The sequence below is a fragment of the Nocardioides pymetrozini genome (assembly GCF_046058985.1).
In the GTDB taxonomy this organism is placed as follows: Bacteria; Actinomycetota; Actinomycetes; order Propionibacteriales; family Nocardioidaceae; genus Nocardioides.
Map to the genome: position 1 here is coordinate 4,279,500 of NZ_CP175556.1, position 16,407 is coordinate 4,295,906.

The following is a 16,407-nucleotide window of genomic DNA, read 5'->3' on the forward strand; positions in this document are numbered from 1 at the left end:
GCTCAGGCCGGGCTGATGGTCAAGAACAGGTCCACCAGGACGTCGACGAGGCGCTCGCGCTCGACGGCGATGTCGCCCTGCAAGGCCGCGCCGACCGTGTGCGCGACCCCGCCGATGAGGAACTGCGCGCGCAGCCGGACCTCGACCGGCAGCCCTTCCGGCGCGGCGCCGGGGTCGCCGGCGGAGGCCGTGGCCGCGAGCATCCCGGCGAAGCGGCGGCTCTCCTCGAGCACGCGCGGACCCAGGACGGGCGAGGTGATCGACTCGATGAGCGCCACCCGGCCCTTGCGGGGGTCCTCCAGCAGCAGGTCCACCATCTCGGCGAGCACCGCGCGGGTCCGCGCCGGGGCCGCGGCGGGGGCGGTGGCGAGCGCACCGAGCGCGCGGTCGGCCGCCTCGGCGGCGATCTGCTCGAAGACGGCGAGCTGCAGCGCCTCGATGCTCGGGAAGCTCTCGTAGAAGTAGCGCGCGGCGAGCCCGGACCGCTCCGCGATCCCCCGGACGGTGGTCCCGGCGACACCACGGGTGCCCATCAGGTCCAGGCCCGCCTCGAGCAGCCGGGCGCGCCGCTCGGCCACCCGCTCCTCGGCCGCGCGGCCGCCGTACCGTCGTGCGCCCTCGGCCGTCCGCTCCACGCGGACATCTTGACACGACCGTTGACCGATGGCTGAATACAACTGTCAACGACCGTTGACAGATACCGCCCGAGGAGCTCCGCCGTGTCCGACCTCCGCACCGCCGTGCCGCCCTGGCATCCCTCGCAGCCGCACCACGCGCTTGCCGCGGACGTCCGTGCCTGGCTGGGCACCCCCGCCGCGTTCGCGCTCTTCGGCCGGCTCGCGCTCGACCAGGTCGCCTATCGCGAGGTGGCCGCCGCGGTCGACGCGACCGGGCGCTTCGCGCAGAACTTCACCGACCGCGGGATCCGCAGCGCGCTGTGGGGACCGCTCCTGCTCTTCGGCGACGACGCCGACCGCGGTGCGACGGCGCAGCGGCTCAAGGACCTGCACGGCGAGGTGCGCGGCCGGGGCAGGGGCCACTTCGAGGGCGAGCGCTACAGCGCGCTGAACCCCGCCCTGTGGAAGTGGGTCGGCACGACCAGCCTGCTCGTGTTCCACACCGGCTACGTCACGACCTACGGCCGGCAGCTGGACGCCGAGCAGCGCGAGGTCGTCTACCGCACGATCCTGCACATGACCGACTTCGACCTGCCCAGCGAGCAGGCGCGGATCCCCGCGACCGCCGCCGAGGCGGCGGCGTACTACGACGAGGTCGCCGCCACCGTCCTCGACGACAACGAGTTCCTCCAGTGGGCCCATGCGGCCTTCGACCGTCTCCCCGTGCCGACCCTGGTCGGGCCGCGCTGGCTCCAGCGTGCGCTCGCGCCCCTGTGGTGGCTGCTCACGCCGGTCCTGGGCCGGCCGGCGAAGGTGTGCGCCGAGGGCGCGGCCCATCCCCGGATGCGCGAGCTGCTCGGCGTGCGCTGGACGCGGCGGCGGCAGCGCGAGCTCGACCTCTACCTGCTGCTCATCCGGACCGTGCGCCGGTGGCTCCCGCGCTGGCTGCTGCTCGACCCGCTCGCGCTCAACCGGTTCCGGTACGAGCGCCTGCGCGCGCTCTACGAGAGGCCGCAGCTGGCGTCCTTCGCGCCGCCGCGGTAGCTCCTCGCGGTCGCCGCCCGCGTCAGGCCCGCCGATCCTCCGGGCCCCGCGGCAGGAACTGCGCGGTGAACGCCGGCCACGCCCCGTCGATGAGCTCCTCCATGTCGAGCTCGGTCGCCCGGCGGACGTAGTCCTTGCTCAGCTCGGTGTCGAGCACCTTGAGCAGGAAGCGTCGCAGCTCGGCGTCGAGGCCGGCGACCTTCCGCAGCATCGCACCCCGTCGGGTGTCGGTCTTCAGCTCCAGGCCGATCTCGTCCTCGGTCGGCGTCTGCAGCTCCAGGCGCAGCCGCAGCGGCGCCTCGGTGTGGACCACGAGCACGAGCGGGACGACGACCTCCGCGTTGAAGGTCAGCTTGTCGAGCGGCAGGTCGAGGTCGAAGACCACGCTGATCGGCAGGTCGATGGCGTAGGTCAGCAGCTCGCCTGGCACCAGCTCGCCGGTGGTGGGGCGGTAGGTCCCGACGAAGCTGACGCTCGCGAACGCCCGCCCCGGCCCGGCACCGATCGGGCCCAGCGCGATCTGGTCGCCCAGCACCTCGTCGATGGTGCGCAGGATCCGCTCCTTGTGGAGCACCCGGCGGATCCAGCTGACGCCGAACTCCTCGTACGACATCGCGCGGCCCGCCACGTCGCCGACCACGTCGGCGGGCTCGTCGCCCTCGATGGCGCCCTCCATCGCTTCCTCGCCCACGGCTCTCCCCCATGCTCGTCGCCGAATCCGCTGGCCGAGCTGCAGGACGGCTGTTCGTGTCACTGCCGTACCCGTCTACGGGTCAGGTAGTGACACGAACAGCTAGTTACAGCTCCGCTGCAGGACGGCCGATTCTCGTACACAGCCGCCGGGAGGCGCTCCCCGGGGCCGCCGACCGCGCATAAGTCTCGGCAAGGTGTCGGCGAGATCGGCCATGATGGGCGCATGCCGAAGCCTGCCGAGCCGCACCCCGCGGACAGCCACGACACGATCCGGGTGCAGGGCGCCCACGTCAACAACCTCCAGGGCGTCGACGTCGAGATCCCGAAGCGCCGGCTCAGCGTCTTCACGGGCGTCTCGGGGTCCGGCAAGAGCTCGCTGGTGTTCGGCACCATCGCCGCGGAGTCGCAGCGGATGATCAACGAGACCTACAGCACCTTCGTGCAGGGCTTCATGCCCTCGCTGGCCCGCCCGGAGGTCGACCACCTGGAGGGGATCACCACCGCGATCCTGGTCGACCAGGAGCGGATGGGCGCCAACGTCCGCTCGACGGTCGGGACGGCCACCGACGCGAACGCGATGCTGCGCGTGCTGTTCAGCCGGCTCGGCGACCCGTACGTCGGGCCGCCCACCGCCTTCGCCTTCAACGTGCCCACCCGCAAGGCCAGCGGGGTCATGCAGACCGAGAAGGCGGGGGGCCGGGTCGAGAAGAACGTCGTGCGCCAGGCCGTCTACCTCGGCGGCATGTGCGCGGAGTGCGAGGGCCGCGGCACCGTCTCCGACCTCGACATGAGCGCGATCGTCGACGAGAGCAGGTCGCTGGTCGAGGGCGCGATCCTGGTGCCGGGCTACACGGCCGACGGCTGGATGGTGGCGCCGTACAAGGAGGTGCTGCCGCCGGAGAAGCCGATCGCGAAGTTCACCAAGGCCGAGCGCGAGGACTTCCTGTACGCCGAGCCGCGCAAGGTGAAGGTCGAGAAGATCAACGTCACCTACGAGGGCCTGATCCCCAAGATCCGCAAGTCGATGTTCAGCAAGGACGTCGACTCGCTGCAGCCCCACATCCGGGCCTTCGTCGAGCGCGCGGCGGTCTTCGCTCCGTGCCCGGCCTGCGACGGCACCCGCCTCAACGAGGCCGCCCGCGGCTCCAAGATCGCCGGCCGGAGCATCGCCGACGTCTGCGCCATGCAGATCACCGACGCCGCCGCATGGGTGCGGGAGATCAAGGACCCCGGTGTCGCGCCGCTGGTGAAGAGCCTGCTCCACCTCTTCGACTCCTTCGTCGAGATCGGTCTCGGCTATCTCTCCCTCGACCGCCCCGCCGGCACGCTGTCGGGCGGCGAGGCGCAGCGCACCAAGATGATCCGCCACCTCGGCTCGGCGCTCACCGACGTCACCTACGTCTTCGACGAGCCCACCGTCGGTCTCCACCCCCACGACATCGAGCGGATGAACAAGCTGCTCCTCGAGCTGCGCGACAAGGGCAACACCGTCCTCGTCGTCGAGCACAAGCCCGAGACCATCGCCATCGCCGACCACGTCGTCGACCTCGGGCCCGGCGCCGGGACCCACGGTGGCACCATCTGCTACGAGGGCGACGTCGCGGGCCTGCGGGCCTCCGACACCCTGACCGGGCGCCACCTCAGCTACCGCGCGGAGGTCAAGGAGAGCGTCCGGCAGCCGTCGGGCGTCATCGAGGTGCGGGGCGCCTCGACCCACAACCTGCGCGACGTCGACGTCGACGTGCCGCTCGGCGTGCTCTGCGTGGTCACGGGCGTCGCCGGCTCGGGGAAGAGCTCGCTGATCCACGGCTCCCTCGCCGGCCGCGACGAGGTCGTCGTCATCGACCAGAGCGCGATCAAGGGCTCGCGGCGCAGCAACCCGGCGACGTACACCGGCCTGCTCGAGCCGATCCGCAAGGCCTTCGCCAAGGCCAACGGCGTGAAGCCCGCGCTGTTCAGCGCCAACTCCGAGGGCGCCTGCGAGAGCTGCAACGGCAACGGGATGATCTACACCGAGCTCGGGTTCATGGACACCGTGGCCACCGTCTGCGACGAGTGCGGCGGCCGGCGCTTCCAGGCGTCGGTGCTGGAGCTGCGGCTCGGCGAGCTCAACATCGCCGAGGTGCTCGACCTGCCGGTCGCGCAGGCGCGCGCATACTTCGCCGACGGCGAGGCGAAGACACCCGCCGCGGTCGCGATCCTGCAGCGGATGGAGGACGTCGGGCTCGGCTACCTGAAGCTCGGCCAGCCCCTCAACACGCTCTCCGGTGGCGAGCGGCAGCGGCTCAAGCTCGCGATGCGGATGGGCGAGAAGGGCGGCGTCTACGTCCTCGACGAGCCGACGACGGGCCTCCACCTCGCCGACGTCGACAACCTGCTGCGCCTGCTCGACCAGCTCGTCGACACCGGCAAGTCCGTGATCGTGATCGAGCACCACCAGGCCGTGATGGCCCACGCCGACTGGATCATCGACCTCGGCCCCGGCGCCGGCCACGACGGCGGCACGGTCGTCTTCGAGGGCACCCCTGCCGAGCTGGTCGCGAAGCGCTCGACGCTGACGGGGGAGCACCTGGCGGCGTACGTCGGGGAGACAGTTTCACCGGCCGGCCGGTGAAACTCACGCCTGGACGAAGAAGCTTCTTCGTCCAGGCGTGAGTTTCTTCGTCCAAGCTCGGGCCGAACTCACACCCAGGCCTGCACCGCGTCCGGGTCGCCGGCGACGCCCAGGTTGCGCGCCGCCGCCGAGATCCGCTGCGCGAGGTCCAGATCAGCGGTGGTCAGGGTGCCGGTGTCGTGCGTCGTCAGGTGCACGGCCAGCGACGGGTAGCCGAGCTTCAGGTCGGGGTGGTGGTTGGCCTCCTCGGCCAGCTCGCCGATCGCGTTCACCAGCTGCAGCCCGGTCGCGAAGCTGCCCGTGCGGAAGACGGCGTACGCGTGCACCCCGAGCACCCGCCAGTCGGCGACGCCCTCGGCCTGGCTGAACTGCTCCGCGCTGATCTCTTCGTAGCCCATGCTCCGACCGTACGCCGCCGCGCGCTCAGCCTGCGTGCACGTGCGGTCGCCGGCGCGGATCCGGCTCGGCCCGGCGCACCACCTCGCGCGTGAGGGGGGCGACCTCCCCGGTGCCGAAGAGCAGGAAGCGCGCCATCTGGGAGACCGGGCTGCCCTCGGTCCATTCGACGTACATGTGCGGACGCACGCCGACGCGGTCGCGCAGGTCGAGGAGGAGCGCCGCGAGCGCGTTCGGGATCGTCGCCGCGTGCACCGTCAGCACCCGGTACTCCCCGTGCGCCACGGACCCGGTCACCTCGATCCGGCTCTCGAAGTCGGAGTAGTCCTCCACGACGACCTCGACGAAGATCAGGTCGCCACCGTGGGGCAGCTCGTGGGCGTCCACGATCTTGCGTGCCTTGGCCCGGTAGGCGCCGGCGTCCCCGTGCTGGGGGTCGTGGGCGACGAGCCGGAGGGTGCGCCGCGCGCAGTCGCGCAGGAAGCGGTCCGCCGTGGCGTCGTACTCGATGTGGGTGGTGCGCAGCTCGAGCGAGCGCGTCAGGCGCGAGACCAGCGAGACGACGACGATGGCCGCGATGAAGCAGCCGCCGATCTTCACCCCGTCCGGGCGCTCCTTGACGTTGTCGAGTGTCGTGTAGACGAATACGACGGCGATCAGGGTGAACGCGATCGTCCAGCCGCGCTCGCGCGCCTTGCGCGCCGCGAGCGCGACCGCGATGCTCGCCGAGGTCATCAGGACGAGCACTCCGGTCGCGTAGGCGCCGCCCTGGGCGTCGACGTCGGCGTCGAAGATCCAGGTGATGAGGAAGGCCGTGGCCGTGAGCACGCACACGAGCGGACGCACCGCACCCGCCCACTCGGGGGCCATGCCGTAGCGCGGCAGGTAGCGCGGGATCAGGTTCAGCATGCCGGCCATCGCCGAGGCGCCCGCGAACCAGAGGATGAGGATGGTCGAGACGTCGTACACGGTGCCGAACCCGTCGCCGAGGAAGCGGTGCGCGAGATAGGCGAGCGCCCGTCCGTTGGCCTCCCCGCCCTCCTCGAACTGCGCGGCGGGGATCAGCAGCGTGGTGACCAGGCTCGAGCAGACCAGGTAGATGCTCATCACGATCGCGGCGGTGGTCAGCAGGCGCTTCGTGTTGCGGATCCGTACGGCGGGCCGCTCGGCGTCGTCGTCCGAGGCGCCCCGCACGTGGGTCATCACCGCGACGCCGGTCTCGAAGCCGGACATGCCGAGCGCCAGCTTCGGGAAGAGGGTGAGCGCGACGGCGATCATCAGCGCGATGTTGCCGTGCTCGGTGGTGAGGGCGCCGGTCCAGTCCGTGACCACGTGGCCGTTGCGGAGGACCTCGACCGCACCGACCGCGATCACGACGGCGTTGAGCAGCAGATAGACGACCACGAGCACGACCGCCAGCCCGATGGCCTCCCGGAAGCCCTTGAGGAACACAGCCCCGAGCAACGCGATGAGGCCGAGGGTGATCCACAGCTCCTGGCCGTGCAGGGCAGCGGGGACGTGCGGGTTCTCGACCACGTGGGCGCTCGCGTCCGCCGCCGAGAGGGTGATCGTGATGATGAAGTCGGTCAGTGCGAAGCCCAGCAGGGCGAGGACGAACAGCTTGCCCCGCCAGCGCGGGAGCAGCCGCTCGAGCATCGCGATCGAGCCCTGCCCGTGCGGGCTCTCCGCGGCCACTCGCCGGTAGACCGGCAGCGCGCCGAGGAGCGTCAGCAGCACCAGCACGATCGTCGCCAGCGGGCTCAGCAGCCCGGCGGCCAGGAACGCGATGCCGGGCTGGTAGCCGAGGGTGGAGAAGTAGTCGACGCCGGTCAGGCACATCACCTGCCACCAGGGGCGCGTGTGCGGGCGCCGGCCGCCGAGGTGGCCGTCCTGGTCGGTGTGTCGTGTGGCTGCGTGGGGGCGCGACCGGGGCTCGGCCGCGGGCTCGGTGGACGTGGTCACCCGGCCATGCAACGCCCGCGCGGGCCCGATCGGGCCGCGCCTAACAAGGCCCTAACAGCGATGCCACCACAATGGCCCCATGAGCAGGAGCCTGAGCCGGCGACGCCGCGTCGGCGGCTTCGTGGTCGCCGTCGCCGCCCCCGCCCTGCTCGTGCCCGTGCTGGTGCCGCTGCGCGACCAGCTCAACCTGGCCAGCGATGTCGCCCTGTTCCTCGTCGCGGTCGTCGGGTCCGCCCTCGTCGGCGGCGTCCTTCCCGCGCTGGTCGCGGCGGTGCTCGGCGCCACCCTGCTCAACTTCTGGTTCACCCGGCCCTTCCACACCTTCGCGATCGACGACGCCAACAACGCCGTGGCGCTGGTCGCGTTCGTGGTGGTCGCGATGATGGTCGGCTGGGTGGTGGACCTCGCGGCCCGGCGCGCCGAGGCGGCCGCCGCGGCGGCGGAGATCGAGGCGGCGGACCGGATGCGGGCGGCCCTGCTCGCCGCCGTCGGGCATGACCTGCGCACCCCGCTCGCGGCGGCCAAGGCCTCCGTGTCGGGCCTGCTGAGCGATGACGTCGCTTTGTCGCGCGGGGACCACGTCGCGCTGCTCGCTACGACCGACGACGCGCTCGACCGGCTCGCCGCGCTCGTGGACAACCTCCTGGACATGAGCCGACTGCAGGCGGGCGCCATCCCCGTGCGGCTGCGGCCGGTCGCCCTCGGCGACGTGGTGGCCCGCGCCCTCGACGACCTCGGCGTCGCGCCGCGCGGCGTGCTGATCGACGTCCCCGACGACCTGCCCGCCGTCCTCACCGATCCCGGCCTGCTCGAGCGGGTCCTGGTGAACCTGCTCTCCAACGCCCAACGGTTCAGCCCGCCCGACCGGCCACCGGTGGTCCGCGTGACGACCGGCGACGGCCCCGCCACGGCTCGCGTGGTCATCGAGGTGGTCGACCACGGGCCGGGGATCGACGGCGCCGACCGGGAACGGGTGTTCCAGCCCTTCCAACGGCTCGGCGACACCGACAACACCACCGGGATCGGTCTCGGGCTGGCCGTCGCGCGCGGCCTGGCCGACGCGGTGGGCGGCGAGCTGGTCCCGACCGCGACCCCGGGTGGCGGCCTGACCATGCGGTTGAGCCTGCCGGCGGGGGAGGAGGGGTGAGCCGCGTGCTGGTGGTCGACGACGACCTGCGCATCCGGCGCGCGCTCGGGATCCACCTGCGGGCGCGGGGGTGGCAGGTGACGACGGCCGGTGACGGCACCGAGGCGCTCGACCTCGCCGCGAGCTCGCCACCCGACGTCGTCGTCCTCGATCTCGGCCTGCCCGACCGCGACGGCGTCGACGTCATCGCGCAGCTGCGCGAGCGGTCCGGCGTACCGATCCTCGTGCTCTCCGGTCGCAGCGACAGCGTCGACAAGGTGGACGCGCTCGACGCTGGTGCCGACGACTACGTGACCAAGCCGTTCGGGATGGACGAGCTGCTGGCCCGGCTGCGCGCGCTGGTGCGCCGCGGCCAGGCCGAGGACGCCGACCCCGCCCGCGACCTCGTCGAGTTCGGGGCGGTCCGGGTCGACCTCGTCACCACGCGGGTGACCCTCGCCGGCGAGGACCTGCGGCTGACTCCCACCGAGTGGCACCTGCTCGAGGTGCTCGTCCGCAACCCGGGGCGGCTGCTCAGCCAGCGCCAGCTGCTCACCGAGGTGTGGGGGCCGGGCTACGAGAGCGCCCACGGCAACCTGCGCCTGTACGTCGCCCAGCTGCGCCGCAAGCTCGAGCCCGACCCGGCGCGCCCGGTCCACATCCGAACCGAGCCGGGCATGGGCTACCGCTTCGAGCTCTGAGCGGGGCTGCGAGGATGCGCGCGTGGGCAAGGTCTTCGAGTGCGAGATCCAGGCGCGGCTGCGCGACATCAACCTCGGCGGTCACGTCGACAACGTCGAGGCGATCCGGGTGCTCGACGAGGCCCGGCTGATGTTCCTCCGGCATGCCCGCCTTGCCGCGGGCGACGAGCCGCGCGGACTGCTCCGCGACCTGCCGCCGGGCGTGACCGAGCTCGTCGGCTCCCAGCACGTCGAGTACCACGCCGAGATGCGCTTCGCTGCGTACCAGCCCTTCCTGGTGCGGATCTGGGTCAGCCACGTCGGCCGCTCCTCGTTCGCCGTCTCCTCGGAGCTGCGGGTCGCACCGGACCACCCGCCGGCGGTCGTCGCCGAGACCGCCGCGGTGTTCTGGGACACTGCCGCCGGGACCGCCTGGCCGATCTCGGACGCGGTCCGCGGGGCGCTCGAGGAGTACGCCGGCGAGCCGGTGCCGCTGCGGCCCCGCCCCGGTCGCTGACCCCACCCGCCGGTGGTCGAGGTGCGAGGCGCCCGCCGGTGGTTGAGGTGCGAGGCGCCCGCCGGTGGTTGAGGTGCGAGGCGCCCCAGCGCCGAGCCTCGAAACCCCCGGCGCCACCCGGCACGCCGATGCGAGCAGGCGTTGGTTTCGAGGCTCCTCGCTGGCGCTCGTCACACCTCAACCAACGCGGGGCTGACTCGTCGCTGGCGCTCGTCGCACCTCAACCAACGCGGGGCTCACCCCTCGAGGCGAGCTGGAGGGTCGCGGTGAGCTCCTGGCCGACCTCGATCCCCTCGGCCCGCCGGACGGCGACCTTCAGTGGCACCAGGTAGCGGCCGTCCTTCGGGAAGAGGGCGGTGCGGAAGTCGGTCTCGCCGATGCGGACGTCGACCGCGACCTGGCCCCAGTACTCCTGGCCGCGCGACGCGTCCTTGATGTCGTCGCTGTCGTCCTCGGGTACGGCCAGGAAGACGAACGGGGCGGGGCCGCGCCACTCGATCACGGGGCCGGTGCAGGTGAACACCCCGGCAACGGTAGCGATGAACGGAGGCGATCAGCGCCGCAAGAGGTCCGCGATCTCGTCGTACCCCTGACGCTGGGCGTGCTCGAGGGGCGTGACGCCGTCGTGGTCGGCGATCGTCGGGTCGGCCCCCGCCTCGAGCAGGATCCGTACGATCTCCCGGTAGCGCTCGCTGCCGTCGCCGAGGACGACCGCCTCCAGCATCGCGGTCCAGCCGAGGTCGTTGACGTGGTCGAGGTCGACGTCGGTCCGGACCACCCGGCGGATGTAGTCGACGTGGCCGCGCTCGCCTGCCGGGATCGGCGAGAGGCCGCCGTACCTGTTCTCGATCGTCAGGTCGGGCCTGGCCGGCAGCAGCGCCTCGAGCATCGCGACGCTGCCGGTCACCCCGGTGACCAGCCAGGGCGTGTCGTGGCGGTCGTCGAGCGCGTCCGGGTCGGCACCCATCGCGACGAGCAGCTCGGCGACGGCCACGTGGTCGTAGGTCGCGGCCAGCAGCAGTGGCGTGCGCGCGTGCTCGTCCCGGGCCTCGAGGTCGGCGCCGGCGCGGAGCGCGACGGCGGCTGCGTCGGCGTCACCGGTGCGCGCCGCGTGCAGCAGCGCGGCGTCGGCGTCCGCCGGCCGGGCTGCGGTGGTCACCTTGCGCAGGGTCCTCTGGAGCCCGGCGAAGCCGCGCTCGCGGGCCATCTGTCGTGGCGTCAGGCCTGCCGACGGCGAGGCCAGGTCGAGGCGCACACCGCCGGCGGCGAGCACCCGGACCGTGGTGGCGTAGGAGCGGGTGTCCTCCCCGAGCCACACCGCCTCGTGGATCGCCTGGTAGCCGATCCGGTTCACGTGGTCGCGGTCGATGCCGGCCCGGAGCAGCTCGCCCACGACGAGCGCGTGGCCGCGCTCGGCGGCGCGGATCAGCCCGGTGCCGTTCCAGCTGTCCTTGTCATCGACCCGTGCCCCGTGGCGCAGGGCGAGCCGGAGCAGCTCCAGGTGGCCCTCGCTGGTCGCGATGAGGTACGCCGACTGCTCGGTGTCGTCCTTGGCGTTGACGTCCGCTCCCCGCCGCACGAGGCGACGGGCCCGCGGCACGTCGTTCGCCCAGGCGGCGTCACGCAGCCGCCGGTCGAGCTCGGCCTGCGTGAGCGGCCCGCCCTCCGGGGCGGGGCTCTCCGCGCCGGAGGACGAGATGCCGGTGGGTGTCGCGCCGGTGACCGCGGGGCTCGTCGTCTCCTCCGGGCCGGCGGACCGCTCCGCCGCGGGGTCACCGCCCCCGCACGCGCCCAGGACGAGCGCGAGCGGGAGGGCGACGACGAGCCGGCGGGTCATCGGGTCGGGTCCGCGATGACCTCGTAGGGACCCGAGGCGACCTGCTCGTCGAACTTGCTGTCGACGTACAGGATCTGGCCGCGGATCTCCTTGGCGGTGGTGAGGACCCGGCTCGGCGAGGTGGCGCGCTGGCGGACCAGCGTGGCCTTGCGGCCGTCGGCGGACAGGCGCAGGGTGGCGACCTGCCGCTTGAAGTTGCGCACGACGGTGAGCCGGTTGCCCCGCAGGACCAGGCCGTCTGCGTCGGTGAGGTCGGCGCCGCCGGTCTTCACCAGGATGGCCTTGCCGCTCTCGAGCGAGAAGCGCCACAGCTTGCCGACATTGCCCTGCGCGACGACGAGCGCCTTCTGGTCCGCGCTCACGACGATGCCGCCGAGGTTGAAGCCGGGAGCGGTCGTGATCGTGGCGCTGGCGTCGGCGAAGAGCTTCACGCCCCAGCCCTTCTTGCCCTTCGCGACGCGGTAGATCTCGGCGTCCTTGGAGTTGGTGAAGTACGCCGCACCGTCGGGACCGATCGCGACGTCGTTGAGGAAGACCGGCTTGCCCGGGACCTGCAGGGCGGCGACGAGCTCGCCGGACCGGGAGTAGACCCAGAGGTCCGGGCGGGCCGTGTTGTCGGTGCCCGCGGGGTCGATGCCGTTGGGGCCACCGTTGCTGATGCCGTTCGGGCCGCCGGCGACGTACACCCGGCCCTTGTCGTCGACCGTGATGCCGCGGGCGGTGAACCGGCCGTCGGCGCCGTGACCGGCCAGCCACTCGCGGGTCTGCGCGGTGCCGACCGTACCCCGGTGGATCTCGCCGCCGGTGACCTCGCTGACGTAGAACCGGCCGCGGCGCTCGTCGGCCCCGATGCCCTCGAACTTCGAGCCGGCCGGGTTGGCCGCGTCGACCGGGTCGCCGGCGAGCAGGTAGCTCGCCGCGCGCCCGTGGTCCCTGTCGCCGCCGTCGGCCGCGGTGGCGGTGGTGGTCGTCGTACCGGCGAGCACGGTGGTGGCGAGGACGGCGGTGCCGGCCAGGGTGCTGGTGAGGAGCTGGATTCGCTTCATGGTGCCAGCCTGCCGGGGTCCTCCCGGCGAGACGTCGGGCAGGCGGCTAGCCCTTGATAGCCGAATGGTTGATGCCGCGGCCGGCCGATCTCCCTACGCTGGGGCAGCCATGTCCGTCCTTCCCGCCGTCTCCCGCCGCCCCGGCGAGCACGGGATCCTCGCGCCCGCGAGCCGGCTGGACCGCTGGCTGCTCGCGGTGCTGGTGGTCCTGCTGGTCACCTGTGCGGTCCGGTACGTCGACCGGCACGACCTCGACGCTGCCGGGCTCGCGGTGCTGGCCGGTGCGGGCGTCCTCGGCCTGGCCTACGCCACCCGGGGGATGCTGGCCGACCGCAGCTGGTGGCCCACGGCGTGGGTGAGCGGCATGGTCGCGCTGTGGGGCGCGCTGACCGCCGTGGCGCCGTCCTTCGCGTGGTGCGCGGTGCCGGTGGCGTTCGCCGTGCTGCGGGTGGTGCCCTTCGCGTGGGCGGTGGGCACCGTGGTCCTGATGACGGTCCTGCTGACCGCCGCCTGGCAGCGGATCACCGACGGCTTCGACCCGGTCCAGGTGGCCGGGCCCATCGGCGTCGCGCTGGTCACCGTGCTCGCCTACCGCGCGCTCGACAACGAGGCGCGCGCCCGGCAGGACCTGCTCGACCAGCTCGTCGACGCCCAGGCCGAGCTCGCCGAGGAGCAGCACCGCACCGGCGCCCTCGCCGAGCGGACCCGCCTGTCACGGGAGATCCACGACTCCGTCGGCCAGGGCCTGTCGAGCATCAACCTGCTCCTCCAGGCCGCCGAGCAGGCGTGGGACGTCCAGCCGGCGACCGCCCGCGACCACGTGCGCACGGCGGCGGCGACTGCACGCGACGGCCTCGACGAGGTGCGTCGGGTGGTGCGCGACCTCGCGCCGGCCGAGCTCGACGGCGACGACACCGGCGCCGCCCTTCCGGCGGCGCTGCGCCGGACCGCCGACCAGTGGGCGCAGGCGGCACCGGGGACCCGGGTCGAGGTGCGCGTGGACGGGCGGCCGGTCGTCGTCCCCGCCGAGGTGGCGGCCGCCCTGGTGCGCACCGCCCGCGGCGCGCTCGCGAACGTCGGCGAGCATGCCGCCGCGCGCCGGGTGGCGCTGACACTGACCTATCACCCCGATGAGGTGGTGCTCGACGTACGCGACGACGGCCGAGGCTTCGCCCCCGCGCAGGTGCGCGCCTCCGGCACCCGCGGGCGCGGCCTGGCAGGCATCCGCGACCGCGCGGACGCCCTCGGCGGGCGCGCCGAGGTCGAGAGCGCTCCGGGTGAGGGCACGACCGTCTCGGTCCGCTTCCCGGTGAGTGCGAAGGAGGAGCGATGATCCGGATCGTGCTGGTCGACGACCACCCGGTGGTCCGTGCGGGGCTGCGGGCACTGGTCGACGGGCAGGAGGACCTGTCCGTGGTCGGCGAGGCGGACGGCCTCGACCGCGCGGTGACGGTCGTGACCGCCGACCGCCCCGACGTCGTGCTGATGGACCTGAGCCTCGGTGAGGGGGAGGCGGGCGGCGCGGCGGTGACCGCCGCGCTGCGCGCGCTCGCCGAGCCGCCCGAGGTGCTCGTGCTCACGACCTACGACACCGAGTCCGACATCCTGCGCGCCCTCGAGGCCGGCGCCCGGGGCTACCTGCTCAAGGACGCGCCGCCCGACGAGCTCTTCGCCGGGATCCGGGCGACGGCCCGAGGCGAGACCGTGCTCGCTCCGTCGGTGGCCGCGACCCTCGTGCGCCGTACGACGCCCGGCGCGGTGACGATCACCGAGCGCGAGGTGGAGGTGCTCGAGCTGCTCTCCCGCGGGCTGGGCAACAAGGAGATGGCCCGGGAGCTGTTCGTCTCCGAGGCGACGGTGAAGTCCCACCTGTCGCACATCTACACCAAGCTCGGCGTCGACACCCGCGCCGGCGCCGTCGCGGCGGCGATCGAGCGCCGCATCATCCGCGCCTGAGGAGGAGCCCATGACGATCACCGCCGACGACCGCCGTCACCTGGACCGGTGCGTGGAGCTGGCCGAGGCCGCCGCCGCCGCCGGCGACGAGCCCTTCGGCTCGCTCCTCGTCGCCGCCGACGGGAGCGTGCTGATGGAGGACCACAACCGCGTCAGCGGCGGCAACGGCACCCGGCACCCCGAGCTCGCGATCGCGCTCTGGGCCGCCGAGCACGTCCCCGCCGCCGAGCGGGCGGCGATGACCGTCTACACCTCGGGCGAGCACTGCGCGATGTGCTCGGCCGCGCACGCCTGGGCCGGCCTGGGCCGGATCGTGTTCGCCACCTCGACCCCCCAGCTCGTCGAGTGGTACGGCGAGCTGGGCCTGCCGGCCTCGCCGGTGGCTCCCCTGCGGGTCGCCGAGGTCGCTCCCGGCGTCACCGCCGACGGCCCTGTGGCGGAGTACGCCGACCGGATGCGGGCCCTGCACGCCCAGCACCACGGCCGCTCCTGAGGAGGGGCCGCGTGCTCACGCGGCCCGGCGGGGCGCCCGGATGCCGTCGATGATCCGGGTCCAGCCGTCGGCTCCCCCGCCGTCGGCGATCGCCCGGTGGTAGTGCTCCTGCACGGCCGCCGGCAGCGCGGTGTCGATCCCGACGATCTCGCTCGTCTCACGGATGTGGTCGGCGGTGGCGCCCATCATCGTGACGTTGCTGCCGTCCCCGGGGTGCTCGCCCTCGTCGATCTGGCGCCCGAGTCCGGCGACCCCCTCCGGCGCGATCATGTCCGGTACGGCGCCGAGCAGCTGCAGGACGTCCGGGAGGAAGTCCTCGGCGCCGATCCCTGCCGTGCCGACCATCGCGGTCGCGTGCGCGAGCCCCGCGAGGGTGGTGAGGAAGACGTCGAGATGGGCCTGGTACATCAGCTGGGCGCGGCCCGGGTCGGTGCCCAGGAAGCGCGGCCGGCCGATCTGCGCGAGGGTCGCCGCGTGCGTCCGGAACGCCTCCTCGTCGCCGCTGTAGAACACCGAGGAGCGCTCGGACCCGATCATCGGAGCGGGGACCATCACCCCGCCCGTCACGAAGGCCGCGCCGTGCTCACGCGCCCAGGCCGCGGCGTCCCGCGTGGCGGTCGGGGTGTCCGAGCTGAGGTTGACCAGGGTGCGCCCGGCCAGCGCGGCCGTCGCGCCACCCATGACGTCGTACATCGCCTGGTAGTGGGTGAGGCTGAGGAGGACCAGGTCGCTCGCCGCGACCGCCCCGGCGGGCGAGTGCGCGAGCCGTGCGCCGGCCGCGACGAGCTCTGCCGCCCGGGCCGGGGTGCGGTTCCACACGGTCACCGGATGCCCGGCCCCCAGCAACGTCCGGGACATGGCCTGGCCCATCGGGCCGAGCCCCAGGACGGTGACCGGAGCGGGGACGGGGGACGGATGAGCCGGCGGGGCGGGGCTGGTGTGCGTCATGCGACCATGCTCGAGGAGAACCACGAACCTCGGTAAGTACGCACTATTTACTGGGGTACTCACCTTTTCGTAAGGGAGCCACCATGGCGAGACCACCGAGGACCGGGCCCTACATCTGCGGGATCGACGCCGCGCTCGACGTCGTGAGCGGCAAGTGGAAGGGACTGGTCCTCTGGGAGCTGCACGCCCACGGCGTACGCCGGTTCGCCGAGCTGCGCCGCGCGCTCCCGGGGGTCAGCGAGAAGATGCTCGCCCAGCACCTGCGGGAGATGGAGGCGGACGGTCTCGTCGAGCGCCGGGTCCACGCCGAGGTGCCGCCGCGGGTCGAGTACTCGCTCACCGAGGTGGGCGCGGCGCTCAACGAGGCCCTGCGCCCGCTGGGCGACTGGGGCCGCGAGCGGCTCCGTCGCGACGGGCTCGAGGTCCGCGAGCTCCCGCCCGCGTCCGAGGACGTCCTGTCCGGCACCGCCTGACCGGC

The 16,407-nt window shown here is 73.2% G+C and carries 17 protein-coding genes; 9 read left to right on the plus strand and 8 right to left on the minus strand.

The window, feature by feature from the left end; translation table 11 throughout:
- Positions 1–2: 2 nt before the first annotated feature.
- Positions 3–635 carry a TetR/AcrR family transcriptional regulator gene (locus tag ACJ5H2_RS20880; RefSeq protein WP_408897360.1) on the minus strand — a complete coding sequence of 211 codons (633 nt, stop codon included), beginning with the start codon at positions 633–635 and terminating at the stop codon, positions 3–5.
- A gap of 84 nt (positions 636–719) precedes the next feature.
- Here ACJ5H2_RS20880 and ACJ5H2_RS20885 point away from each other — a divergent pair, with 84 nt between their 5' ends.
- Positions 720–1,661, plus strand: a complete 942-nt coding sequence (locus ACJ5H2_RS20885) for an oxygenase MpaB family protein (RefSeq protein ID WP_408897361.1) — start codon at positions 720–722, stop codon at positions 1,659–1,661.
- Positions 1,662–1,683: 22 nt separating this feature from the next.
- Here ACJ5H2_RS20885 and ACJ5H2_RS20890 read toward each other — a convergent pair whose 3' ends face one another.
- Positions 1,684–2,352 carry a hypothetical protein gene (locus ACJ5H2_RS20890; protein WP_408897362.1) on the minus strand — a complete coding sequence of 223 codons (669 nt, stop codon included), beginning with the start codon at positions 2,350–2,352 and terminating at the stop codon, positions 1,684–1,686.
- A 225-nt stretch (positions 2,353–2,577) separates the two neighbouring features.
- On the opposite strand from ACJ5H2_RS20890, the gene ACJ5H2_RS20895 reads away from it, so the two are divergent.
- Entirely contained in the window at positions 2,578–4,968 is a 2,391-nt protein-coding gene (locus ACJ5H2_RS20895; RefSeq protein ID WP_408897363.1) for an ATP-binding cassette domain-containing protein, read from the plus strand.
- A gap of 68 nt (positions 4,969–5,036) precedes the next feature.
- On the opposite strand, the gene ACJ5H2_RS20900 is transcribed toward ACJ5H2_RS20895, so the two are convergent.
- Together ACJ5H2_RS20900 and ACJ5H2_RS20905 are read right to left on the minus strand one after the other, a co-directional pair.
- Positions 5,037–5,366, minus strand: coding sequence for a 4a-hydroxytetrahydrobiopterin dehydratase (locus tag ACJ5H2_RS20900; RefSeq protein WP_408897364.1), 330 nt, complete (start codon positions 5,364–5,366; stop codon positions 5,037–5,039).
- Between the two features lie 25 nt (positions 5,367–5,391).
- Positions 5,392–7,326: an amino acid transporter gene (locus ACJ5H2_RS20905; protein WP_409348825.1), complete on the minus strand. Its 1,935-nt coding sequence runs from the start codon at positions 7,324–7,326 to the stop codon at positions 5,392–5,394.
- 79 nt (positions 7,327–7,405) lie between these two features.
- Here ACJ5H2_RS20905 and ACJ5H2_RS20910 point away from each other — a divergent pair, with 79 nt between their 5' ends.
- From ACJ5H2_RS20910 to ACJ5H2_RS20920, 3 genes are read left to right on the plus strand one after another with little or no spacing between them, the layout of a single operon-like run.
- Positions 7,406–8,473: a DUF4118 domain-containing protein gene (locus tag ACJ5H2_RS20910; RefSeq protein ID WP_408897365.1), complete on the plus strand. Its 1,068-nt coding sequence runs from the start codon at positions 7,406–7,408 to the stop codon at positions 8,471–8,473.
- A complete protein-coding gene (locus ACJ5H2_RS20915) occupies positions 8,470–9,153 on the plus strand; it encodes a response regulator (RefSeq protein ID WP_408897366.1) in 684 nt (227 codons plus the stop codon). The genes ACJ5H2_RS20910 and ACJ5H2_RS20915 overlap by 4 nt, the downstream gene beginning before the upstream one ends.
- Positions 9,154–9,175: 22 nt before the next feature.
- Entirely contained in the window at positions 9,176–9,649 is a 474-nt protein-coding gene (locus tag ACJ5H2_RS20920; protein ID WP_408897367.1) for an acyl-CoA thioesterase, read from the plus strand.
- A gap of 220 nt (positions 9,650–9,869) precedes the next feature.
- Here the strand turns inward: ACJ5H2_RS20920 and ACJ5H2_RS20925 are convergent, their stop codons facing one another.
- Genes ACJ5H2_RS20925 through ACJ5H2_RS20935 form a run of 3 tightly spaced genes read right to left on the minus strand, consistent with a single transcriptional unit; the run spans position 9,870 to position 12,532 of the window.
- A complete protein-coding gene (locus tag ACJ5H2_RS20925) occupies positions 9,870–10,172 on the minus strand; it encodes a DUF1905 domain-containing protein (protein WP_408897368.1) in 303 nt (100 codons plus the stop codon).
- A gap of 30 nt (positions 10,173–10,202) precedes the next feature.
- Positions 10,203–11,486 carry an ankyrin repeat domain-containing protein gene (locus ACJ5H2_RS20930; protein WP_408897369.1) on the minus strand — a complete coding sequence of 428 codons (1,284 nt, stop codon included), beginning with the start codon at positions 11,484–11,486 and terminating at the stop codon, positions 10,203–10,205.
- The gene (locus ACJ5H2_RS20935) at positions 11,483–12,532 is read right to left on the minus strand and encodes an SMP-30/gluconolactonase/LRE family protein (RefSeq protein ID WP_408897370.1); all 1,050 of its coding nucleotides are present in this window, start codon (positions 12,530–12,532) and stop codon (positions 11,483–11,485) included. The genes ACJ5H2_RS20930 and ACJ5H2_RS20935 overlap by 4 nt, the downstream gene beginning before the upstream one ends.
- Before the next feature lie 109 nt (positions 12,533–12,641).
- Here ACJ5H2_RS20935 and ACJ5H2_RS20940 point away from each other — a divergent pair, with 109 nt between their 5' ends.
- From ACJ5H2_RS20940 to ACJ5H2_RS20950, 3 genes are read left to right on the plus strand one after another with little or no spacing between them, the layout of a single operon-like run.
- Positions 12,642–13,865 (plus strand): sensor histidine kinase, encoded by a 1,224-nt coding sequence (locus ACJ5H2_RS20940; RefSeq protein WP_408897371.1) that lies wholly within the window; start codon positions 12,642–12,644, stop codon positions 13,863–13,865.
- The gene (locus ACJ5H2_RS20945) at positions 13,862–14,488 is read left to right on the plus strand and encodes a response regulator (RefSeq protein ID WP_408897372.1); all 627 of its coding nucleotides are present in this window, start codon (positions 13,862–13,864) and stop codon (positions 14,486–14,488) included. Before ACJ5H2_RS20940 ends, ACJ5H2_RS20945 begins: the two co-directional genes overlap by 4 nt.
- 10 nt (positions 14,489–14,498) lie before the next feature.
- Positions 14,499–14,981: a nucleoside deaminase gene (locus ACJ5H2_RS20950; protein WP_408897373.1), complete on the plus strand. Its 483-nt coding sequence runs from the start codon at positions 14,499–14,501 to the stop codon at positions 14,979–14,981.
- A 15-nt stretch (positions 14,982–14,996) separates the two neighbouring features.
- Here the strand turns inward: ACJ5H2_RS20950 and ACJ5H2_RS20955 are convergent, their stop codons facing one another.
- Complete coding sequence (locus ACJ5H2_RS20955; RefSeq protein WP_408897374.1) at positions 14,997–15,929, minus strand: NAD(P)-dependent oxidoreductase; 933 nt, start codon at positions 15,927–15,929, stop codon at positions 14,997–14,999.
- A gap of 83 nt (positions 15,930–16,012) precedes the next feature.
- Here ACJ5H2_RS20955 and ACJ5H2_RS20960 point away from each other — a divergent pair, with 83 nt between their 5' ends.
- Positions 16,013–16,402: a winged helix-turn-helix transcriptional regulator gene (locus ACJ5H2_RS20960; RefSeq protein ID WP_408897375.1), complete on the plus strand. Its 390-nt coding sequence runs from the start codon at positions 16,013–16,015 to the stop codon at positions 16,400–16,402.
- Positions 16,403–16,407 lie beyond the last annotated feature (5 nt).

Coding starts and splice junctions, on each gene's coding strand:
- ACJ5H2_RS20895 (WP_408897363.1), top strand. CDS start 2,578: ATGCCGAAGCCTGCCGAGCCGCACCCCGCGGACAGCCACGACACGATC.
- ACJ5H2_RS20900 (WP_408897364.1), bottom strand. CDS start 5,366: ATGGGCTACGAAGAGATCAGCGCGGAGCAGTTCAGCCAGGCCGAGGGC.
- ACJ5H2_RS20910 (WP_408897365.1), top strand. CDS start 7,406: ATGAGCAGGAGCCTGAGCCGGCGACGCCGCGTCGGCGGCTTCGTGGTC.
- ACJ5H2_RS20930 (WP_408897369.1), bottom strand. CDS start 11,486: ATGACCCGCCGGCTCGTCGTCGCCCTCCCGCTCGCGCTCGTCCTGGGC.
- ACJ5H2_RS20935 (WP_408897370.1), bottom strand. CDS start 12,532: ATGAAGCGAATCCAGCTCCTCACCAGCACCCTGGCCGGCACCGCCGTC.
- ACJ5H2_RS20940 (WP_408897371.1), top strand. CDS start 12,642: ATGTCCGTCCTTCCCGCCGTCTCCCGCCGCCCCGGCGAGCACGGGATC.
- ACJ5H2_RS20945 (WP_408897372.1), top strand. CDS start 13,862: ATGATCCGGATCGTGCTGGTCGACGACCACCCGGTGGTCCGTGCGGGG.
- ACJ5H2_RS20950 (WP_408897373.1), top strand. CDS start 14,499: ATGACGATCACCGCCGACGACCGCCGTCACCTGGACCGGTGCGTGGAG.
- ACJ5H2_RS20955 (WP_408897374.1), bottom strand. CDS start 15,929: ATGACGCACACCAGCCCCGCCCCGCCGGCTCATCCGTCCCCCGTCCCC.
- ACJ5H2_RS20960 (WP_408897375.1), top strand. CDS start 16,013: ATGGCGAGACCACCGAGGACCGGGCCCTACATCTGCGGGATCGACGCC.